This window comes from Streptomyces viridiviolaceus, from assembly GCF_014650995.1.
In the GTDB taxonomy this organism is placed as follows: Bacteria; Actinomycetota; Actinomycetes; order Streptomycetales; family Streptomycetaceae; genus Streptomyces; species Streptomyces viridiviolaceus.
Genome location: NZ_BMWA01000046.1, coordinates 16,937 through 35,134, shown reverse-complemented (window position 1 = coordinate 35,134; position 18,198 = coordinate 16,937). Strand labels below are relative to the sequence as shown.

The 18,198-nt window shown below is 71.5% G+C and carries 17 protein-coding genes; 10 read left to right on the top strand and 7 right to left on the bottom strand.

The window, feature by feature from the left end:
- The first annotated feature begins 177 nt into the window (after window positions 1–177).
- The 4 genes from IE260_RS38970 to IE260_RS38955 all read left to right on the top strand — a co-directional run bounded on the left by IE260_RS38970 (window position 178) and on the right by IE260_RS38955 (window position 2,284).
- Window positions 178–516 (top strand): YnfA family protein, encoded by a 339-nt coding sequence (locus IE260_RS38970; RefSeq protein ID WP_189880674.1) that lies wholly within the window; start codon window positions 178–180, stop codon window positions 514–516.
- 63 nt (window positions 517–579) lie between these two features.
- A complete protein-coding gene (locus tag IE260_RS38965; protein WP_189880673.1) occupies window positions 580–1,356 on the top strand; it encodes an SDR family NAD(P)-dependent oxidoreductase in 777 nt (258 codons plus the stop codon).
- Window positions 1,356–1,499 (top strand): hypothetical protein, encoded by a 144-nt coding sequence (locus tag IE260_RS38960; RefSeq protein WP_189880672.1) that lies wholly within the window; start codon window positions 1,356–1,358, stop codon window positions 1,497–1,499. The genes IE260_RS38965 and IE260_RS38960 overlap by 1 nt, the downstream gene beginning before the upstream one ends.
- A 41-nt stretch (window positions 1,500–1,540) precedes the next feature.
- On the top strand, window positions 1,541–2,284 hold the full coding sequence (locus IE260_RS38955; RefSeq protein ID WP_189880671.1) for a tyrosine-protein phosphatase: 744 nt from the start codon (window positions 1,541–1,543) through the stop codon (window positions 2,282–2,284).
- Between the two features lie 8 nt (window positions 2,285–2,292).
- Here the strand turns inward: IE260_RS38955 and IE260_RS38950 are convergent, their stop codons facing one another.
- Window positions 2,293–3,486 carry an RtcB family protein gene (locus IE260_RS38950; protein ID WP_189880670.1) on the bottom strand — a complete coding sequence of 398 codons (1,194 nt, stop codon included), beginning with the start codon at window positions 3,484–3,486 and terminating at the stop codon, window positions 2,293–2,295.
- Window positions 3,487–3,699: 213 nt separating this feature from the next.
- On the opposite strand from IE260_RS38950, the gene IE260_RS38945 reads away from it, so the two are divergent.
- From IE260_RS38945 to IE260_RS38935, 3 genes are all read left to right on the top strand, one after another.
- On the top strand, window positions 3,700–4,554 hold the full coding sequence (locus IE260_RS38945; protein ID WP_189880669.1) for a DUF3558 domain-containing protein: 855 nt from the start codon (window positions 3,700–3,702) through the stop codon (window positions 4,552–4,554).
- 117 nt (window positions 4,555–4,671) lie between these two features.
- Window positions 4,672–5,565, top strand: coding sequence for a DUF3558 family protein (locus IE260_RS38940; RefSeq protein WP_229881746.1), 894 nt, complete (start codon window positions 4,672–4,674; stop codon window positions 5,563–5,565).
- Window positions 5,566–5,674: 109 nt separating this feature from the next.
- The gene (locus tag IE260_RS38935; RefSeq protein ID WP_189880668.1) at window positions 5,675–6,922 is read left to right on the top strand and encodes a DUF2637 domain-containing protein; all 1,248 of its coding nucleotides are present in this window, start codon (window positions 5,675–5,677) and stop codon (window positions 6,920–6,922) included.
- 49 nt (window positions 6,923–6,971) lie between these two features.
- Here the strand turns inward: IE260_RS38935 and lysS are convergent, their stop codons facing one another.
- Entirely contained in the window at window positions 6,972–8,714 is a 1,743-nt protein-coding gene (gene lysS / locus IE260_RS38930; protein ID WP_189880667.1) for a lysine--tRNA ligase, read from the bottom strand.
- Between the two features lie 168 nt (window positions 8,715–8,882).
- Here lysS and argS point away from each other — a divergent pair, with 168 nt between their 5' ends.
- Complete coding sequence (argS, locus tag IE260_RS38925) at window positions 8,883–10,646, top strand: arginine--tRNA ligase (protein WP_189880666.1); 1,764 nt, start codon at window positions 8,883–8,885, stop codon at window positions 10,644–10,646.
- A 74-nt stretch (window positions 10,647–10,720) separates the two neighbouring features.
- On the opposite strand, the gene IE260_RS38920 is transcribed toward argS, so the two are convergent.
- From IE260_RS38920 to IE260_RS38905, 4 genes are all read right to left on the bottom strand, one after another.
- A complete protein-coding gene (locus IE260_RS38920) occupies window positions 10,721–11,563 on the bottom strand; it encodes an arylamine N-acetyltransferase family protein (protein WP_189880665.1) in 843 nt (280 codons plus the stop codon).
- Window positions 11,564–11,674: 111 nt separating this feature from the next.
- Window positions 11,675–12,898, bottom strand: coding sequence for an aminotransferase-like domain-containing protein (locus IE260_RS38915; protein WP_189880663.1), 1,224 nt, complete (start codon window positions 12,896–12,898; stop codon window positions 11,675–11,677).
- A 111-nt stretch (window positions 12,899–13,009) separates the two neighbouring features.
- Window positions 13,010–13,912 (bottom strand): SAM-dependent methyltransferase, encoded by a 903-nt coding sequence (locus tag IE260_RS38910; RefSeq protein ID WP_189880661.1) that lies wholly within the window; start codon window positions 13,910–13,912, stop codon window positions 13,010–13,012.
- 111 nt (window positions 13,913–14,023) lie between these two features.
- Entirely contained in the window at window positions 14,024–15,553 is a 1,530-nt protein-coding gene (locus IE260_RS38905) for a helix-turn-helix domain-containing protein (RefSeq protein ID WP_189880659.1), read from the bottom strand.
- A gap of 209 nt (window positions 15,554–15,762) precedes the next feature.
- Between IE260_RS38905 and IE260_RS38900 the strand changes: the two genes are divergently transcribed.
- Window positions 15,763–16,512 (top strand): DUF4232 domain-containing protein, encoded by a 750-nt coding sequence (locus IE260_RS38900; protein WP_189880657.1) that lies wholly within the window; start codon window positions 15,763–15,765, stop codon window positions 16,510–16,512.
- 55 nt (window positions 16,513–16,567) lie between these two features.
- Here IE260_RS38900 and hemB read toward each other — a convergent pair whose 3' ends face one another.
- Window positions 16,568–17,560 (bottom strand): porphobilinogen synthase, encoded by a 993-nt coding sequence (gene hemB / locus IE260_RS38895; protein WP_189880655.1) that lies wholly within the window; start codon window positions 17,558–17,560, stop codon window positions 16,568–16,570.
- 101 nt (window positions 17,561–17,661) lie between these two features.
- On the opposite strand from hemB, the gene IE260_RS38890 reads away from it, so the two are divergent.
- Entirely contained in the window at window positions 17,662–18,120 is a 459-nt protein-coding gene (locus tag IE260_RS38890) for a MarR family winged helix-turn-helix transcriptional regulator (RefSeq protein ID WP_189880654.1), read from the top strand.
- The last annotated feature ends 78 nt before the right edge of the window (window positions 18,121–18,198 follow it).

The window sequence follows — 18,198 nt, the reverse complement described above, 5'->3', positions numbered from 1 at the left end:
ATGCGCTCACGTTCGGTCGGCGTCCGGCCCGTGGTCGGGTCCGGCGTGACGTCGCCGACGGTGAAGATGCCGAACTGCATGGTCGCTCAACCTCCAAGTTGTTGACCGTTCAACTATAGCGCTGGAACGACCCGGCCGCCGACGTTATTCCGCGGCCGGGCGTGCGAGGCTGCTCGCATGCCGGTCCTCCGCTCCGCCGCCCTGTTCGTCGTCGCCGCCCTGTTCGAGATCGGCGGCGCCTGGCTGGTCTGGCAGGGCGTACGCGAACACAAGGGCTGGCTGTGGGCCGCCGGCGGCGTCCTCGCCCTCGGCGCCTACGGCTTCGTCGCCACCTTCCAGCCCGACGCCCACTTCGGCCGCATCCTCGCCGCCTACGGCGGCATCTTCGTCGCCGGCTCGATCCTGTGGGGCGTGATCGCGGACGGCTACCGGCCCGACCGCTGGGACATCGCGGGCGCGCTGATCTGCCTCGCCGGAATGGCGGTGCTCATGTGGGCCCCGCGCAACGGCGGCTGACCGCTCCCTGGGCCCCGTCGCCTAATCTGGGCGACGACCGGTCGTCCGCACGAGGAGCAGCCCATGGCCACCGCCGCACCGTCCGCCGCGTCCCGCATCGCCGTCGTCACCGGTGCGAGCAGTGGAATCGGCGCCGCCACCGCCCGGCAGCTGGCCGCCGCCGGCTACCGCGTCGTCCTCACCGCCCGCCGCAAGGACCGCATCGAGGCGATCGCCGAGGAGATCACCGCGGCCGGGCACTCGGCGACGGCGTATCCCCTGGACGTCACCGACCGGACGGCCGTCGACGAGTTCGCGACCGCCTTCAAGACCATCGGCGTCCTGGTCAACAACGCGGGCGGAGCGCTCGGCGCCGACCCGGTGGCCACCGGCGACCCCGACGACTGGCGCCGGATGTACGAGACGAACGTCATCGGCACCCTCAACCTCACCCAGGCCCTGCTGCCCAAGCTGGAGGCCGGCGGCGACGGCACGGTCGTCGTCGTCTCCTCGACGGCCGGGCACGGCACCTACGAGGGCGGCGCGGGCTACGTCGCCGCCAAGCACGGCGAGCACGTCCTCGCCGAGACCCTCCGCCTGGAGATCGTCGGCCGCCCGGTCCGCGTCATCGAGATCGCGCCCGGCATGGTGAAGACCGACGAGTTCGCCCTGACCCGGTTCGGCGGCGACACGGAGAAGGCGGCCAAGGTCTACCAGGGCGTGGCCGAGCCCCTGACCGCCGACGACGTGGCCGACACCATCACCTGGGCGGTCACCCGCCCCGCCCACGTCAACATCGACCTCCTGGTGGTCCGCCCCCGCGCCCAGGCGTCGAACACCAAGGTCCACCGGGAGCCGTGATGGCCGACGCCGATCTCGAACGCCGTCGCCTGGCGCAGGAGACCAAGGACGAACGCAAGATGTGGTGGTGGCTCGGCTACTTCCTCTTCGGCATCCACATCGTCGCCTTCGTGATGATCTACGCGGTGACGCACGCCAAGTAAAACCCCGGGAACCGGAGCGGGCGGCTGCGTAGGGTCGCCCCGTGGACAGACACATACGCTTCGCCGCGCTCGCCAACTTCCGCGACCTGGGCGGCTGGACGACCGCGGACGGTCGCCGCGTCCGCCCCGGCCGCCTGTACCGCGCGGACTCCCTGGGCAAGCTCGGCGAGGGCACGGACGACTGGGCCCGCTTCCTCGCCCTGGGCATCCGCACGGTCGTGGACCTCCGCTACCCCTGGGAGATCGAGGCCCACGGCCGGGTCCCGGAGCACCCGTCCTTCACGTACCACAACCTCAGCATCGAGCACCGCCCCTACGACCAGGCGGCCCTGACCCCCGACATCGCGCCGGGCCCGTACCTCGCGGAGCGCTACCTGGAGGTGGCGGAGGACGGCCGCAAGGAGATCCGCCGGGCTCTGGAACTGGTGACGGAGGCGGCCCGGGCGGACGAGCCCCTGGTCTTCCACTGCACGTCGGGCAAGGACCGCACCGGCCTGCTGGCCGCCCTGACCCTGACCCTGCTGGGCGTCCCGGCCGCCACCATCGTCGAGGACTTCACCCTCACGGACCTGGCGGCCCCCGCCCTCCTCACGGCCTGGACGACCCGCAACGCCGGCCGCACCCCGACCTGGCCGGCCTACGGCCGGGCCCCCGCCGAGGTGATGACCCTGTTCCTCGCCCATCTGACGGAACGGCACGGCTCCGTCGACGGCTACGTGACCCGGGCACTGGAACTGGACGCGGAGGCCGTGTCGACGACTCTCCGCGCCCGTCTCCTGGAGTGAGGCGCGCGTCAGCCCTTCACACAGACGACCTGCTTCAGCTTCGCCACGACCTCCACGAGGTCCCGCTGCTGGTCGATGACCTGCTCGATCGGCTTGTAGGCACCGGGGATCTCGTCGACCACGCCGGAGTCCTTGCGGCACTCCACTCCCCGCGTCTGCTCCTCCAGGTCCTTCGTCGAGAACCGGCGCTTGGCCGCGTTGCGGCTCATGCGCCGGCCGGCGCCGTGCGAGGCCGAGTTGAAGGACTTGGCGTTCCCGAGGCCCTTCACGATGTACGAGCCCGTACCCATGGAGCCCGGGATGATCCCGTACTCGCCGGACCCCGCGCGGATCGCGCCCTTGCGGGTGACCAGCAGGTCCATGCCCTCGTAGCGCTCCTCGGCCACGTAGTTGTGGTGGGCGCTGATCTCCGGCTCGAAGGCCGGCTTCGCCTTCTTGAACTCCTTGCGGACCACGTCCTTCAGGAGCGCCATCATGATGGTGCGGTTGTACTTCGCGTACTCCTGCGCCCAGAACAGATCGTTGCGGTACGCCGCCATCTGCGGGGTGTCCGCGACGAACACGGCGAGGTCGCGGTCGACGAGGCCCTGGTTGTGCGGCAGCTCCTGGGCGATCCCTATGTGGTGCTCGGCGAGTTCCTTGCCGATGTTGCGGGAACCGGAGTGGAGCATCAGCCAGACGACCCCGGTCGAATCCGTGCACACCTCAATAAAATGATTTCCGGATCCGAGCGTTCCCATCTGCTTTCCCGCCCGCTCCTGACGGAACTTGACCGCTTCCGCCACCCCGTCGAACCGCCCCCAGAAGTCGTCCCAACCCGCCGTGGCGAACCCGTGCAGCCGTCCCGGGTCCACGGGATCGCCGTGCATGCCCCGGCCCACCGGAATCGCCTGCTCGATCTTCGACCGCAGCCGCGACAGGTCCCCTGGCAGGTCGTTCGCCGTCAGCGACGTCTTCACCGCCGACATCCCGCAGCCGATGTCGACGCCCACCGCGGCGGGACACACCGCTCCCTGCATCGCGATGACCGAGCCGACCGTCGCGCCCTTCCCGTAGTGCACGTCCGGCATGACGGCCAGGCCCTTGATCCAGGGCAGGCCGGCGACGTTCCGCAGCTGCTGCAGCGCCCCCTCCTCGACCGTCGCCGGGTCGGTCCACATGCGGATCGGCACCTTCGCGCCCGGCAGCTCCACGTACGACATGGCGTCCTCATTCCCCCGAAACGAATACAAGTCCTAGAGCGCAAAAACCATCGCCAAGGTCAACGAAAGGGACATCGGACCGGCGTTCACGGCAGCGCGTGCGATACACATTGTCTGCAGGGAACGCCCCCGTGCGGCAAGCGAATAACCAGCGGGGACACTCAAGCAACGGGCGCGAGGCACCCGTAGGACACCGTCGAGAGGAGCCCCACCGTGCAGCGGAAGGCTTACGTACCCGGCGTCGCCGCCCTGCTCGCGGCGCTGCTGGCCGGCTGCACCGGCGGCTCGGGCGACGGTGCCACGACGGACGACTCCAACCCGGGCGACCCCGGCGTCACCTCCCAGGCGGCCCAGCCCGGCAAGTACCGCACCCTGCCCGAACCCTGCCGCTCCGTCGGCAACAAGACGCTCGATGCGCTGCTGCCGGGCATCAAGGAGATGGCGGACGAGGAGAGCCGTGAGAAGGCGTACGCGGGAGAAGCGACGCTGACGTACGACACCGACCGCAAGGTCGGCTGCCGCTGGAAGGTCGAGTCGACCGACGCCACGGACCATCTCTTCGTCGATTTCGAGCGCGTGGTGTCGTACGACAACGCCGTCAGCGACGACAGTGAGGCCGAGCAGCTCTTCGCACAGCGTGTGGAGGCGGCGGACCTTCCCGAACCGCCCGTCACCGAAACGCCGTCGGCGTCCGCGTCGGGATCCGCGTCCGGCTCGGCGTCCGCGTCCCCGTCGGACGGCGCCTCCGCCAACCCCGGTGGCTCGCCCTCCTCGTCGGCCTCCGGCTCCCCCTCGACGAGCACCTCCGACGGCGCCACTCCCACCGACCTCCAGCCCCGCCTCCTCGACGACCTGGGCGACGAGGCGTTCCTGGACGACGAGCTGAACAGCTCCGGTTCGACGGCCGAGCGGCGCACCGTGACTGTGGCGTTCCGCACGTCGAACGTGATTGTGACCATCGAGTACACGGAGCAGCCGGCGACGGTCGCAGTGGCGCCCGACAGCGAGGAAATGCAGGACAGGGCGCGGAAACTGGCCTCTCAGCTGGCGGATTCGCTCGGGAGTTGAGCCTCGTTCGGGCGTCCTGGCACCCGCGCGCGAAGCCCGGGAACCGGGACCGCCCGGTTGTCGTACCGCGTACCGTGGCCCCTCGGACCCGTTCCGACCGCAGGAACCACGAGTGCCATGAGTGAAGGAACCATGCAGCGACGAGCCCAGCGTGACCAGCGTGACCAGCGAGCGAAGCGCCTCCACCGCGTCCTTGTCTGCGCGGCAGCCGTCCCCGTGATGCTGGTGGCCGCCGGCTGCTCCTCGGACTCCGGCTCCGATGACGGCAAGGACAAGGCCGCGGACAAGGCCGCCGCGTCGAAGTCCGCGAGCCCGTCCCCGACGGTGCAGGCGGCGGCGTACAAGAAGCTCCCGGAGCCGTGTGCGGTGCTGTCGAAGAAGACGCTGGGCGATCTGGTGCCCAAGGGGGCCGACTCCGGCAAGGAGGGCAGCTCGTCCGACACCGCGACGCGGGGCAGCTGCTCCTGGAGCAGTCTCGACAACAACGGCGTGAAGGGCTCGCAGTTCCGCTGGCTCAACGTGGCGTTGCTGCGCTTCGAGTCGGACGTCACGCGCGGTGAGGGCGACAAGCTGGCGCGCGAGTACTACACGAAGCAGCTCCAGGACGCCCAGACCGCGGACGGCGCGAAGAGCGTGAAGACCGTGCCCCTGACCGGGACGGGCGACGAAGCGGCGAACGTGCGCTACGACCTGAAGAAGAAGGAAGGCACCTTCAAGCAGAACACGGTCGTCGCCCGCGTCGAGAACGTCGTCGTCACCCTCGACTACAACGGCGCCGGCCTGGCCGGTGACAAGACGCCCGACGCCGACGACCTGGCGAAGGCGGCGCAGAAGGCGGCCGAGGAAGCGGTGGCCGCGGTGGCGAAGGCCAACGGGGCCGGTACCGGCGGCAGTGCGTCGAGCGGTACGCCGTCGGCGTCGAAGGGCGCGTCGGGCTCGTCGGCGGACTCGTCGGACGATTCGTCCGCGGGTGCCTCCAAGCGGCCGACGAAGAGTGTCTCCAAGTCGTAGGTGACCCGGACCGGCCACCCGTCCCCCGTACACATGTGCCACTCTGTTGCGCGCAACAACAGGCACTGGGAGGGGAGTACGGGTGGCCGCGCCACTACAGCTGACACGGATGCACCGCGTTCTCATCGGCGTGGTCGTCTTCGGTGCCGTCATCATCGCCGGGATCGGTTTCGCGGGTTCGTACGCGGCGGTCCGTGAGCTGGCCCTGAAGAAGGGCTTCGGGAACTTCAGTTACGTCTTCCCGATCGGCATCGACGCGGGCATCTGTGTGCTGCTCGCCCTGGATCTGCTGCTGACCTGGATCCGCATCCCGTTCCCGCTGCTGCGCCAGACGGCGTGGTTGCTGACGGCGGCGACGATCGCGTTCAACGGCGCGGCGGCGTGGCCGGACCCGCTGGGCGTGGGCATGCACGGGGTGATCCCGATCCTGTTCGTGGTGGCCGTCGAGGCCGCCCGGCACGCGATCGGACGGATCGCGGACATCACGGCCGACAAGCACATGGAGGGCGTGCGCCTCACCCGCTGGCTGCTCTCCCCGGTGCCCACCTTCCTCCTGTGGCGGCGGATGAAGCTGTGGGAGCTGCGCTCCTACGAGCAGGTGATCAAGCTGGAGCAGGAGCGTCTGGTGTACCAGGCCCGCCTGCGCTCCCGTTTCGGCCGCGCCTGGCGCCGGAAGGCGCCGGTGGAGTCCCTGATGCCGCTGCGTCTGGCCCGCTACGGCGTGCCGCTGGCGGACACGGCCCCGGCGGGCCTGGCGGCGGCGGGCATCGAGCCGGCCCTGCTGCCGCCGGAGCCGCAGCAGCAGGTGGACACGCAGACCGCGCCCGCCCTGCAGAAGGCGGCACCTCCTGGGGAGCAGCGCCCGGAGCTGACCGGCAGCCGGGAGGCGGAGCCCGAGCCCGTCCCGGACCAGAACCCGTGGCTGCACGCCCGGGATCCGCAGTCGGTCGAGTACCACGGCGACTACGACCCGACGTACGACCCGGAGCAGTACGCCCAGTGGTACGCGGAGCAGCAGCAGGCCGAGCAGTACCGGCAGCAGTACGAGGAGGCGCCTCCCGTCCAGGAGCCCGCTCCGGAGGACACCGGCAGCTTCCCCATCCCGGTCGGCCCGCACCGCACCCGTGAACTGGGTGAGGGCGGCGGCGCCCCGGAGCCCCAGGGCCCGGACGAGGAGGCCTACTACCAGGTCTTCAAGCAGTCGATCAGCGGCAGTGGCTACCCGACCCCGCGCGAGTTCAGCGACAACGTCGAGGCGACCTACGGGGTGTCCGTCCTGGACGCCGACGCCAAGCGCATGGTCCTGCGCTTCCAGGACCGCCACGCCACGGAACTGGAAGACGAGCACATCGCATAGGAAAAGGCCCCCGTACGGCTCCGTACGGGGGCCTTTCGCCCGGCTGACGCTACTCCCCGAGCAGGTGCCTCACCCGCTCCTGCCCCACCGCCAGCAGCAGCGTGGGCAGGCGCGGGCCGGTGTCGCGGCCGACCAGCAGGTGGTAGAGCAGCGCGAAGAAGGACCGCTGGGCGGTCTTGATCTCCGGCGGCAGCTCCTTCGGGGTGGCGTCGGCGGAGAACCCTGCCTGGACCTTGGGCACGCCGTAGACGAGGTGGGTGAGTCCGTCCAGGGACCAGTGCTCGGCCAGCCCGTCGAGCAGCAGGCGCAGCGACTGCCGGGATGGCTCGTCCAGCGACTTCAGCAGTTCGGTGTCGGGTTCGTCGCGCACGATGGTCCGCTGGTCGGCGGGGACGTGGGTGTTGATCCACGCCTCGGCCTTGTCGTACCGCGGGCGGGCCTCGTCCAGCGAGCCCAGCGGGTTCGACGGGTCCAGCTCGCTCAGGATGCGCAGCGCCTGGTCCTCGTGCCCGGCGGTGATGTCGGCCACGGACGCGAGCGTCCGGTACGGCAGCGGCCGGGGCGTCCTCGGCAGCTCGCCGCCGGCCGTGCGCACGGCACGCGAGTGCGCGGCGACGTCGGCCGGGAGGGCGCTGCCGTCGGCGACCTTGGCGTCGAGGCGGTCCCACTCGTCGTAGAGGCGCTGGATCTCCTGGTCGAAGGCGATCTTGAAGGACTGGTTGGGCCTGCGCCGGGCGTACAGCCAGCGCAGGAGCTGGGGCTCCATGATCTGCAGCGCGTCGGCGGGGGTGGGCACCCCGCCCCGCGACGAGGACATCTTCGCCATGCCGCTGATGCCCACGAACGCGTACATCGGGCCGATGGGCTGCTTGCCGCCGAAGATGCCGACGATCTGCCCGCCGACCTGGAACGACGATCCCGGGGAGGAGTGGTCGACACCGCTCGGCTCGAAGATCACGCCCTCGTAGGCCCAGCGCATCGGCCAGTCGACCTTCCAGACCAGCTTGCCGCGGTTGAACTCGTTCAGCCGGACGGTCTCGGAGAAGCCGCAGGCGGTGCAGGCGTACGTCAGCTCGGTGGTGCCGTCGTCGTACGCGGTGACCGTGGTCAGGTCCTTCTCGCAGTTGCCGCAGTACGGCTTGTACGGGAAGTAGCCGGCGGAGCCGGAGCTGCCGTCGTCCTCGGAGGCGGCGCCGGAGCCCTCCTCGGCCTCCAGCTCGGCCGCGTCCACGGGCTTCTGCTGCTGGGGCTTCTTGGTCTTGGGCTTGGTGCGGTACTGGGCGAGGATCGCGTCGATGTCGCCCCGGTGCCTCATGGCGTGCAGGATCTGCTCGCGGTAGACACCGGAGGTGTACTGCGCGGTCTGGCTGATCCCGTCGAACTCCACGCCGAGCTCGGCCAGCGACTCGATCATCGCGGCCTTGAAGTGCTCGGCCCAGTTGGGGTGCGCGGAGCCCTTGGGGGCCGGGACGGAGGTGAGGGGCTTGCCGATGTGCTCGGCCCAGGTCGCGTCGACTCCGGCGACGCCGTTCGGCACCTTGCGGTACCGGTCGTAGTCGTCCCAGGAGATCAGGTGCCGGACCTCGTGGCCGCGGCGGCGGATCTCGTCGGCGACGAGGTGGGGGGTCATGACCTCGCGCAGGTTGCCGAGGTGGATGGGGCCGGAGGGCGAGAGCCCGGACGCGACGACGACCGGTTTGCCCGGGGCCCGACGCTCCGACTCGGCGATGACCTCGTCCGCGAAACGGGAGACCCAGTCGGTGGTCTCGGTGCTCTGAGCCACGATCGGCACGTCCTCTTTCTGAAGTTCCGGAAAGGATGCTCCTGGAGCAGCCGGTACGGTCGCACGGCTGACCGCTCCATTCTCCCAGACCGCCTCGCGCCCGGGAAAACCGCTTTACCCCCCATGGGATACTGGTCGTGTCTATCCATCCCCACGAGGAGAACGGCACCCCTACTTATGGCCTCGGTCACGTCCCTCACCGCCTCCGTCCACCAGCGCCTCGCGGCGGCCCTCACGGCAGCACTGCCCGAGGCCGGCTCCGCGGACCCGCTGCTGCGACGAAGCGACCGGGCCGACTACCAGGCCAACGGGATCCTGGCGCTGGCGAAGAAGGCCAAGGCGAACCCGCGGGAGCTGGCGACGCAGGTCGTCTCCGAGGTGGTCACCGGTGACGTGATCAAGGAGGTCGAGGTCTCGGGCCCCGGCTTCCTCAACGTCACGATCACCGACCGGGCGATCACCGAGAACCTCGCGGCGCGCGTGGCCGACGCCGAGGGCCGCCTCGGCGTGCCGCGCGCGGAGAACCCGGGCACGACGGTCATCGACTACGCCCAGCCGAACGTGGCGAAGGAGATGCACGTCGGCCACCTGCGCTCGGCGGTGATCGGCGACTCGGTCGTGCAGCTCCTGGAGTTCACCGGCGAGACGGTCGTGCGGCGGCACCACATCGGCGACTGGGGAACACAGTTCGGCATGCTCATCCAGTACCTGGACGAGCACCCGCACGAGCTGGACCACAAGGCGGGCGAGGTGAGCGGCGAGGAGGCGATGTCGAACCTCGACCGCCTCTACAAGGCCGCGCGGAAGAAGTTCGACTCCGACGAGGAGTTCAAGACCCGGGCCCGGCGCCGGGTGGTCGACCTCCAGGCCGGCGATCCGCACACGCTGGCCATGTGGCAGAAGTTCGTCGACGAGTCGAAGATCTACTTCTTCTCCGTCTTCGAGAAGCTGGACATGGAGGTCCGGGACCCCGACATCGTCGGCGAGTCCGGGTACAACGACATGCTGGCCGAGACGTGCCGCCTGCTGGAGGAGTCGGGCGTCGCGGTCCGGTCCGAGGGCGCGCTGTGCGTCTTCTTCGACGACATCAAGGGCCCGGACGGCAAGCCGGTCCCGCTGATCGTGCAGAAGTCGGACGGCGGCTACGGCTACGCGGCGACCGACCTGTCGGCGATCCGCGACCGGGTGTTCAACCTCAAGGCCGACACGCTGCTGTACGTGGTCGACGCCCGTCAGTCCCTGCACTTCAAGATGGTCTTCGAGACCGCGCGCCGGGCCGGCTGGCTGAACGACGACGTGCACGCGGTCCAGCTCGCCTTCGGCACGGTGCTCGGCAAGGACGGCAAGCCGTTCAAGACCCGTGAGGGCGAGACGGTCCGTCTGGTCGACCTCCTGGACGAGGCGATCGACCGGGCGTCGGCGGTCGTCCGGGAGAAGGCCCAGGACCTGTCCGAGGAGGAGATCGCCGAGCGGGGCGCCCAAGTGGGCATCGGCGCGGTGAAGTACGCGGACCTGTCGACGTCGGCGAACCGGGACTACAAGTTCGACCTGGACCAGATGGTCTCGCTGAACGGCGACACGTCCGTCTACCTCCAGTACGCGTACGCCCGTATCCAGTCCATCCTGCGCAAGGCGGGCGACGTGCGCCCGGCCGCCCACCCCGAGCTGGCGCTGACGGACGCGGAGCGCTCCCTCGGCCTGCACGTCGACGCCTTCGCGGAGACGGTGGCGGAGGCGGCGACGGAGTTCGCCCCGCACAAGCTGGCGGCGTACCTGTACCAGCTGGCGTCCCTGTACACGTCCTTCTACGACAAGTGCCCGGTCCTGAAGGCCGAGACGCCGGAGCAGGTGGCGAACCGCCTGTTCCTGTGCGACGTCACGGCCCGCACCCTCCACCAGGGCATGGCCCTGCTGGGCATCCGGACGCCCGAGCGGCTCTGACCGCCCGGCACGCACGCGTGCGGCCCGTCCTCCCCCCGAAGGGAGGGCGGGCCGCGGTGCGTGTACGGGCCGGCTCAGGTGCCGAGCAGTGACAGCCCGGCCGGGACGTCGATGTCGAAGTCCTCCTCCAGGACCCGGCGTGCCTCCGCCTCCTCGGTCAGCTCCCGCACGGTGACCGTGCCGTCGGCGCGGGTCTCGGTGAGCCGGTTCCCGTCGAGCAGCAGATGGCCGTCCGGCATGAGGCGCTGCACGTAGGGCCGCCGGGAGAAGGGCGATCGGGGGTTGGTGGCGATGTGCCAGTTGATGACCTCGTAGTCGGGCGCCTCGAAGGGCTCGGTGGTGAAGGCGTACTGCGCCTCCCAGCCGGCCCCGGCCCCGCGGTGCGCCTCGAGCACCCACATCTCCAGCGGTCCGTGGTGCGGCACGTGCACCAGCCGGTGCCGGCGCCCGGCGTCGTGGAACTCCGTGTCCGCCGTCAACGGCACCGGCTCCAGCAGCGACCCGATCGCGCCGAAGCCGACATCGGCCAGGTACGGCTGCGGATCGCCGGGGGCCTCGACGAGGAGGGCCATGTGGGTGCGGGGCCGGTCCTCGATCCGCTCGGCGCCCACGACGACCCGCGCGGCCAGCAGCGTCACCCGGAACCCCAGGGCCCGCAGCGCGGACGCGAACAGCGTGTTGTGCTCGTAGCAGTAGCCGCCGCGCCGGGAGTGGACCAGCTTTGCCATCAGGTCGCCGAGGTCGAGGGAGGGCGCCGTACCGCCCAGGGGGTCGAGGTTCTCGAACGGGACGGACCGGAGGTGGGCGAGGTGCACGCCCCGCAGCGTGGCCGCGTCGGGCCGCGGCTCCCCCTCCCAGCCGATCCGCTTGAGATACCCGTCGAGGTCGAACGGCGTCGTCCGTGCGCTGTCAGCCATACGCACACCGTACGGACCCCTCGCCCGCCCCGTCCGCCCTCCACGGCCCGAGCCCGACTCGGCCCTTGGACCTAGGTCACGGCCTGGCGGCCCGCCGGCCGGTCCCGGTACTCAGGACCCGCCCACGGCCGTCCGCAGCGCCTCGCCCAGCCGGCGCAGCCCCTCCGCGATCTCGTCCGGCGTCTGGGTCACGAAGCACAGCCGCAGGGTCGAGCGGTCGGGCGCACCCGCGTGGAAGGGCGCGCCGGGGACGTACGCCACGTCGTGCCGGACCACCTCCGGGAGCAGGGCGGTGGTGTCGTACGACTCCGGCAGCCGGACCCACAGGAACATGCCGCCCTCGGGACGGGTCCAGACCGACCCCGCCGGCAGGGCGTCCGCCAGGCCCGCGAGCATGGCGTCCCGGCGCGTCCCGTAGGCCGCGGCGACCCGGGTGACGTGGGCGTCCAGGTCACGGTCCGCCAGGTAGCGGGCGGCGGCGAGCTGGTTGACGGTCGGGGTGTGCAGGTCGGCGGCCTGCTTGGCCACCGCGCAGGCCCGGCGCAGTTCGGCGGGGCCCCGCAGCCAGCCGAGGCGCAGGCCGGGCGCCATCACCTTGGAGAAGGAGCCGAGCAGCACGGTCCGGTCGCGGGCGCCGTCGTGGGTGGCGATCCACGGCACCCGCTCGCCCTCGAAGCGCAGCTCCCCGTACGGGTCGTCCTCGACGATCCACAGCCCGAGCCGGGCGGCGACGTCGGCCACGGCGGCGCGGCGGCCGGCCGGCATGGTGCGGCCGGTGGGGTTCTGGAAGGTGGGCACGGTGTAGAGCAGCTTGGGGCGTTCGCGCGCCACCAGCTCCTCCAGCGCCTGCGGGTCGGGGCCGTGCTCGTCGCCGGGCACGGCGATCACGCGTGCGCCCGCGAAGCCGAAGGCCTGGAGGGCGGCGAGGTAGCAGGGGTCCTCGACGAGGACGGCGTCGCCGGGTTCGAGGAGCGCGGTGGCGAGCAGGGACAGCGCCTGCTGCGAGCCGGTGGTGACGAGCAGGTCGTCGGGGTCGGTGGCCAGGCCGCGCGCCGAGGTCCGGGCGGCGAGGGCGGCCCGCAGGGCGGGCTCCCCCTCGGTCGTGGAGTACTGCAGTGCCCGCGCCGGGGTCTCGGCGAGGACGGCCTGGTACGCGGCGGCGATGCCCTCCGCGTCGAACAGCTCCGGGGCGGGCAGCCCGCCCGCGAAGTTGATCACCTCGGGGCGGGCGGTGACGGCGAGGATGTCCCGTACGGGCGAACCGCCGATGGACCGGGTCCGCTCGGCCAGCGGGGGCGCGGGGGCGAGGGCGGGCGCGGTTTCGGTGATGGTCATGCACGGTCCCTTCGGCTGCGGTGACGGCTCGTTCCCGCAGCCTAGGGAAGTACGTGCTGTCTACAAGCAGGTTTCCGTGATACGGACACCGCTGCGGGCGCCGACGGCCCGTCAGCCCTTGGCACCCAGACCGGCGTAGACGTTGATGTCGGCGTCGGTGACGTCGTTGATGTCCTTGTAGCGGACCTTCTCGATGTCGTCGAGCCCGGCCAGATAGGACGCCTCCGGCTGCTCGGGCACGGGCGCGGCGTGGTCCGGCCGCCAGTGGTGCACCGGGACCACGCCCGGGTCGGCGAGTTCCAGCCCGCTCTCCGTGAAGAAGCGCTCGACGTCCTTCCGCGAGCGCAGCACGAAGGTGAAGCCCCGCTCGGTGTAGGTGCGTTGGACCGCGCGGATGTTCTCCGGGTTGAGGTCCTCGGTGAGGTGGCTGAGGACGAGACGGCTGCCGGCGGGCAGCGCGTCGACCAGCTCCCGCACGATCGGGTACGCCTCCTCGTCCTCGACGAAGTGCAGGATGGCGACGAGGCAGAGGGCCACGGGACGGTCGAAGTCGAGGGTCTGTGCGGCCTGTTCGAGGATTCGGGCCGGGCTCTTCAGATCGGCGTCGATGTAGTCCGTGCGCCCCTCGGGCCCGCTGGTGAGCAGGGCGCGGGCGTGGGCGAGGACGACCGGGTCGTTGTCGACGTAGACGACCCGTGACTCCGGGGCGATGCGCTGGGCGATCTGGTGGACGTTCTCCGCGGTCGGCAGGCCGGTGCCGATGTCGAGGAACTGGCGGATGCCCTCCTGCCGCGCCAGTTCGGTCACCGCGCGGCGCAGGAAGTCGCGGTTGTGCCGCACGTCGAGGTAGCCGCGCGGGTTGGCGGCGAGTCCGGCGGCGGCCGCGGCGCGGTCGGCGGGGTAGTGGTCCTTGCCGCCGAGGAAGACGTCGTAGACGCGGGCCGGGTGCGCCTTGCTGCTGTCGATCCTCCTTCTCAGCTCCGCGGGGTCCTGGCTGAGGGCGTCACCGGGCATGGGCTCTCCGTCGGAAGTCGTGACGAACGGTACGCGCGCCCCGGAAGGGAACGCGGGGCGCGGGAGCGATCAACGCGCGCAACCACCTTACGTCGCCCGCCGGTTGGAGGATCAGGTGCCGTCGAAGTGCTCCCAGGCGCTGCCGCCGAGCGGGTAGCCGTAGTAGTCGATGCCGGAGGCGCTGGTGCGGAACGGCTTGCCCTGGTCGTCGATGCGGACCGTGCCGCGCCGGGAGCCGCTGGACCAGTCGAGCTCCAGGTACCAGCGGACGTCGTGTCCGCTGGTGTGCGCGTTGACGTAGAAGACCTCGGGGTCGGACTCGCTGACCTTGTACGGGAAGTTCCGCTGCCCGTTGACCGGGGTGGCCAGGGGGTTGCCCAGGTCGAGCGAGACGTCGAACGACTTGGTGCCGACCCCGCCGCCGCAGCCGATGCCCACCGCGTACTCGTTCCAGTCGAGCGGCGCGTCGCTGCGCACGACACGGACGTGCAGCGCGTTGAGGACCACGGTCTCCGGGCCGGTTCCCTGCACGGTGAGCGCCACCGTCTGCCGGTCGGCGGAGACGGCGCCGAGCGCGGTGGCCCAGCCGACCGCGTCCTGCTGGGCGGGCGGCTTCGGCACGTTCTGCGGGCTGCGGTCGACCAGGAAGTTCTGGTCGCAGGGGGAGTCCCAGTAGTACGGCGTGGTCTGCACGGTCACCGAACCGCCGCCCTCGGCCGGGCCGTCCCGCTCGGCGGAACCGGCGGGCTTCCCGTCCTGGGACGGCGTGCGGCTCGGCGTGGCCGTGCTCTTCCGGGACGCGGAGGTGGACGGCGAGGCCGTGCCGCTCCCCCTCGGGGAGGGCGATCCGGTGGACTGCGACGGCGGCACCGACGCCGAAGGCGACACGGTGACCCCGGCGGCCCCCGCGGGCACGTCGCGTCCGCCGGACTCCCCGTCCGGGATCAGGTTCACCACGAGCGCCACGGCAGCGGCGACGGCGGCGACCCCGGTCGCGGCGTACAGCGCGGTGCGCCGGGGGCGGGGGCGCCTCGGGCCCATGGTGACGAGCGGCGCGTCGTCGTGGTCGGTCCGGGGGGCGGCGGGTACGCCCGCGCCGGCCGGGACGACGGGAGCGGGGGGCTCCGGGGGCTCGTCCCCGCCCTCGGGCGCCGGGGTCTCCGTCTGCGGGGTCTCCGCCTCGGCGCCCTTCTCCGGCTCGCCGGCTCTCTCCGCGTCATCTCTTTCCTCCGCGGCGTCGGCACTCTCCGCCTCGGCAGCCGGCTCCCCCTCGGCAGGGTTCCCCGACTCGGCGGGCTTCCCCGACTCGGCAGGGTTCCCCGACTCGGCGGGCTTCCCCGACTCGGCGGGCTTCCCCGACTCGGCAGGGTTCCCCGACTCGGCGGGCTTCCCCGACTTCACGCCGCGCAGCGCATCCGCGCGGATCCAGCGGCGATGGAGTTCGAGGAGTTCCTCGGGCGTCGCCCGGCACAGCCGGGCCAGGCGTTCGACGGGCGCGAACTCCGTCGGGACGACCTCCCCCTTGACGTACCGGTGGAGCGTCGACGCACTCATGTGCAGCCGTTTGCCGAGCGCGCCGTAACTGAGCCCGGACCGCTCCTTCAACTCCCGCAGCAGCCCCGCGAAGTCGTCCCCCGCCACCGTCTCTCCCTCTCCCCGCGTCCCCGTACCGCATCCCAGAAGGACACCGTTTCCCCAGGTCAGAGCCGTCCCAGCGTCCCAGCGTCCCGCATGTCCCGGCGTTGCTGGCGGCCGGGACGGATCCTGCCCCACGCTGTGGTCATCCAAGCAGCCGCTCCCGGCCAACGGTCGAGCGGCCCACTCCGACTCCCACTCGAAGGGGACCCGTCATGTCCGCACGCACCACCCGCACCCGCCTGTTCGCCGCCACCACGGTCGCGCTGGCCGCGCTCGCTCTGACGGCCTGTCAGGGCGGTTCGGACACGGGCGCCGAGGACCCGTCCTCCTCCGCGACGGCCACGGTCACGTCCAAGCCGTCGGCCGGCGCGTCCACCGGCGCGGGTCCGGACGCCGGCGACTCGGCCGGTGCGCAGGGACAGGGCGGCTCGAACGCCTCGACCGGTTCCGGCAGCTCCTCCGGCTCCTCCGGCTCGGGCTCCGGCAACGCGTCGGGCTCGAACGGCGGCTCCGGCGGCAACGGCTCCCAGGCCGGCGACAAGGACGACGACACGAAGCCCGGCAAGTGCTCCGCGTCGAGCGTCAAGATCACCGCCACGAACGTGCCCCGCCCGATCAACCACCTGCTGCTGACGGCGACGAACACCGGCTCCAGGACGTGCTACCTGCCCGCCTACCCGATGGCGAGGTTCGGCGAGGCCCAGTCCGTGCCGCCGGTCGCGGAGGAGACCAAGCCGCAGGCGGTCACGACCCTGGAGCCGGGCAAGTCCGGCTACGCGGGCGTGCTGCTGTCGGCCGCCGACGGCAGCGCCGGGGACGGATACACCGCGAACACGCTGACGGTCCCCTTCGACGACGGCTCCGTCGCCACGGTCGCCCTGCCCTCCGGCGGCGTCCACGTCGACGACGCCCTGACGGTCACCTACTGGCAGCCGAGCATGGACACGGCCCTCACCTACTGAAGGCCGCGCACGCCCTGCCCGGGCCGCCGGACGGCGCGGCCCAGGCCGAGGCCCTTCAGTGCAGCGTGCGAGCGACCTCGGTCGCCCAGTAGGTCAGGATGTTGCGCGCACCGGCCCGCTTGATGCCGGTCAGGGTCTCCAGAATCGCCCGGTCGCGGTCGATCCAGCCCTTCTCGGCGGCGGCCTCGATCATCGAGTACTCGCCGGAGATCTGGTAGGCGGCGACGGGCACGTCCACGGCGTCCGCGACCCGGGCCAGGATGTCGAGGTAGGGGCCGGCCGGCTTCACCATCACCATGTCGGCGCCCTCCTCCAGGTCGAGCGCCAGCTCCCGCAGGGACTCCCGCGCGTTGGCGGCGTCCTGCTGGTAGGTCTTCCGGTCCCCCTGCAGCGACGACCCGACGGCCTCGCGGAAGGGCCCGTAGAAGGCGGAGGCGTACTTGGCGGTGTAGGCGAGGATCGCGACGTCCTCCCGCCCGATCTGGTCGAGGGCGTCCCGGACGACCCCGATCTGGCCGTCCATCATCCCGCTGGGGCCCACGATGTGCGCGCCCGCGTCGGCCTGCACCTGCGCCATCTCGGCGTACCGCTCCAGCGTGGCGTCGTTGTCCACCCGCCCCTCGGCGTCGAGCACACCGCAGTGCCCGTGGTCGGTGAACTCGTCGAGACACAGGTCGGACATGACGAGCAGCTCGTCCCCGACCTCGGCCCGCACGTCCCGCAGCGCGACCTGGAGGATGCCGTCCGGATCGGTACCCGCGGTGCCGGCGGCGTCCTTCTTCGCCTCCTCCGGCACGCCGAACAGCATGATCCCGGAGATCCCGGCCTCGACCGCCTCGGCGGCGGCCTTCTTCAGGGTGTCCCGGGTGTGCTGCACGACCCCGGGCATCGCGGCGATCGGCACCGGTTCGCTCACGCCCTCGCGCACGAAGGCGGGGAGGATGAGGTCGGCGGGGTGCAGCCTGGTCTCGGCGACCATCCGACGCATGGCGGGGGTGGTCCGCAGACGCCGGGGCCGGGTGCCGGGAAAGGATCCGTACGTCGTCATGCCACCTACGCTACGCCCGCCCCACCCGTGCCTTTGCCGACGCGCAGTCGGCCCGCCCGGCCCTTGACCTCGAGCAAACTTCAGTTTCTACGGTCGGCCTCATGGAGTACACACACACCGACGCGGAACTGATCCGACAGCCCATCGGCTACTGGAGCTGGGCGGCCTACAAGGCCGTCGTCACCCGCACCCGGGCCGCCCTCGCCGAGATCGGCACCACCCAACCGCAGTGGTGGGTCCTCGCCCAGACCGCCCGCGCGGACACGCCGAAGACCCGCGACGAGATCTCCCGCCTCCTGCGGAACTACCTCGACACGGGCCCGGAGGCCATGGAGTCGGAGATCGACACGACCATCACCCAGGGCTGGATCACCGAGACTCCCGAGGGCCACCTGGCCCTCACTCCCGAGGGCAGGGCGTTCCACGAGAAGGCCGCGGCCCTCCAGGAAGACCTGTGGACGGAACGCCACGCGGGCATCTCCGACGAGGAGTACCTGACCACCATGAAGGTGCTCCAGCGCTTCATCCACAACACGGGCGGCCGGGCCTGGCACCACTGAGGTACCGCCCCCGTGCGGCCTCGGCACCCGTGGCGCAAGCGGCACCGACGCACGGGCCCCCTCCCCCGCCCCGGGCGT

Coding starts and splice junctions, on each gene's coding strand:
- IE260_RS38950 (WP_189880670.1), bottom strand. CDS start 3,486: ATGTCGTACGTGGAGCTGCCGGGCGCGAAGGTGCCGATCCGCATGTGG.
- IE260_RS38910 (WP_189880661.1), bottom strand. CDS start 13,912: ATGCCCGGTGACGCCCTCAGCCAGGACCCCGCGGAGCTGAGAAGGAGG.
- IE260_RS38920 (WP_189880665.1), bottom strand. CDS start 11,563: ATGGCTGACAGCGCACGGACGACGCCGTTCGACCTCGACGGGTATCTC.
- IE260_RS38935 (WP_189880668.1), top strand. CDS start 5,675: ATGCACCGCGTTCTCATCGGCGTGGTCGTCTTCGGTGCCGTCATCATC.
- IE260_RS38970 (WP_189880674.1), top strand. CDS start 178: ATGCCGGTCCTCCGCTCCGCCGCCCTGTTCGTCGTCGCCGCCCTGTTC.
- IE260_RS38900 (WP_189880657.1), top strand. CDS start 15,763: ATGTCCGCACGCACCACCCGCACCCGCCTGTTCGCCGCCACCACGGTC.
- IE260_RS38965 (WP_189880673.1), top strand. CDS start 580: ATGGCCACCGCCGCACCGTCCGCCGCGTCCCGCATCGCCGTCGTCACC.
- IE260_RS38915 (WP_189880663.1), bottom strand. CDS start 12,898: ATGACCATCACCGAAACCGCGCCCGCCCTCGCCCCCGCGCCCCCGCTG.
- IE260_RS38890 (WP_189880654.1), top strand. CDS start 17,662: ATGGAGTACACACACACCGACGCGGAACTGATCCGACAGCCCATCGGC.
- IE260_RS38940 (WP_229881746.1), top strand. CDS start 4,672: ATGAGTGAAGGAACCATGCAGCGACGAGCCCAGCGTGACCAGCGTGAC.
- argS (WP_189880666.1), top strand. CDS start 8,883: ATGGCCTCGGTCACGTCCCTCACCGCCTCCGTCCACCAGCGCCTCGCG.
- hemB (WP_189880655.1), bottom strand. CDS start 17,560: ATGACGACGTACGGATCCTTTCCCGGCACCCGGCCCCGGCGTCTGCGG.
- IE260_RS38960 (WP_189880672.1), top strand. CDS start 1,356: ATGGCCGACGCCGATCTCGAACGCCGTCGCCTGGCGCAGGAGACCAAG.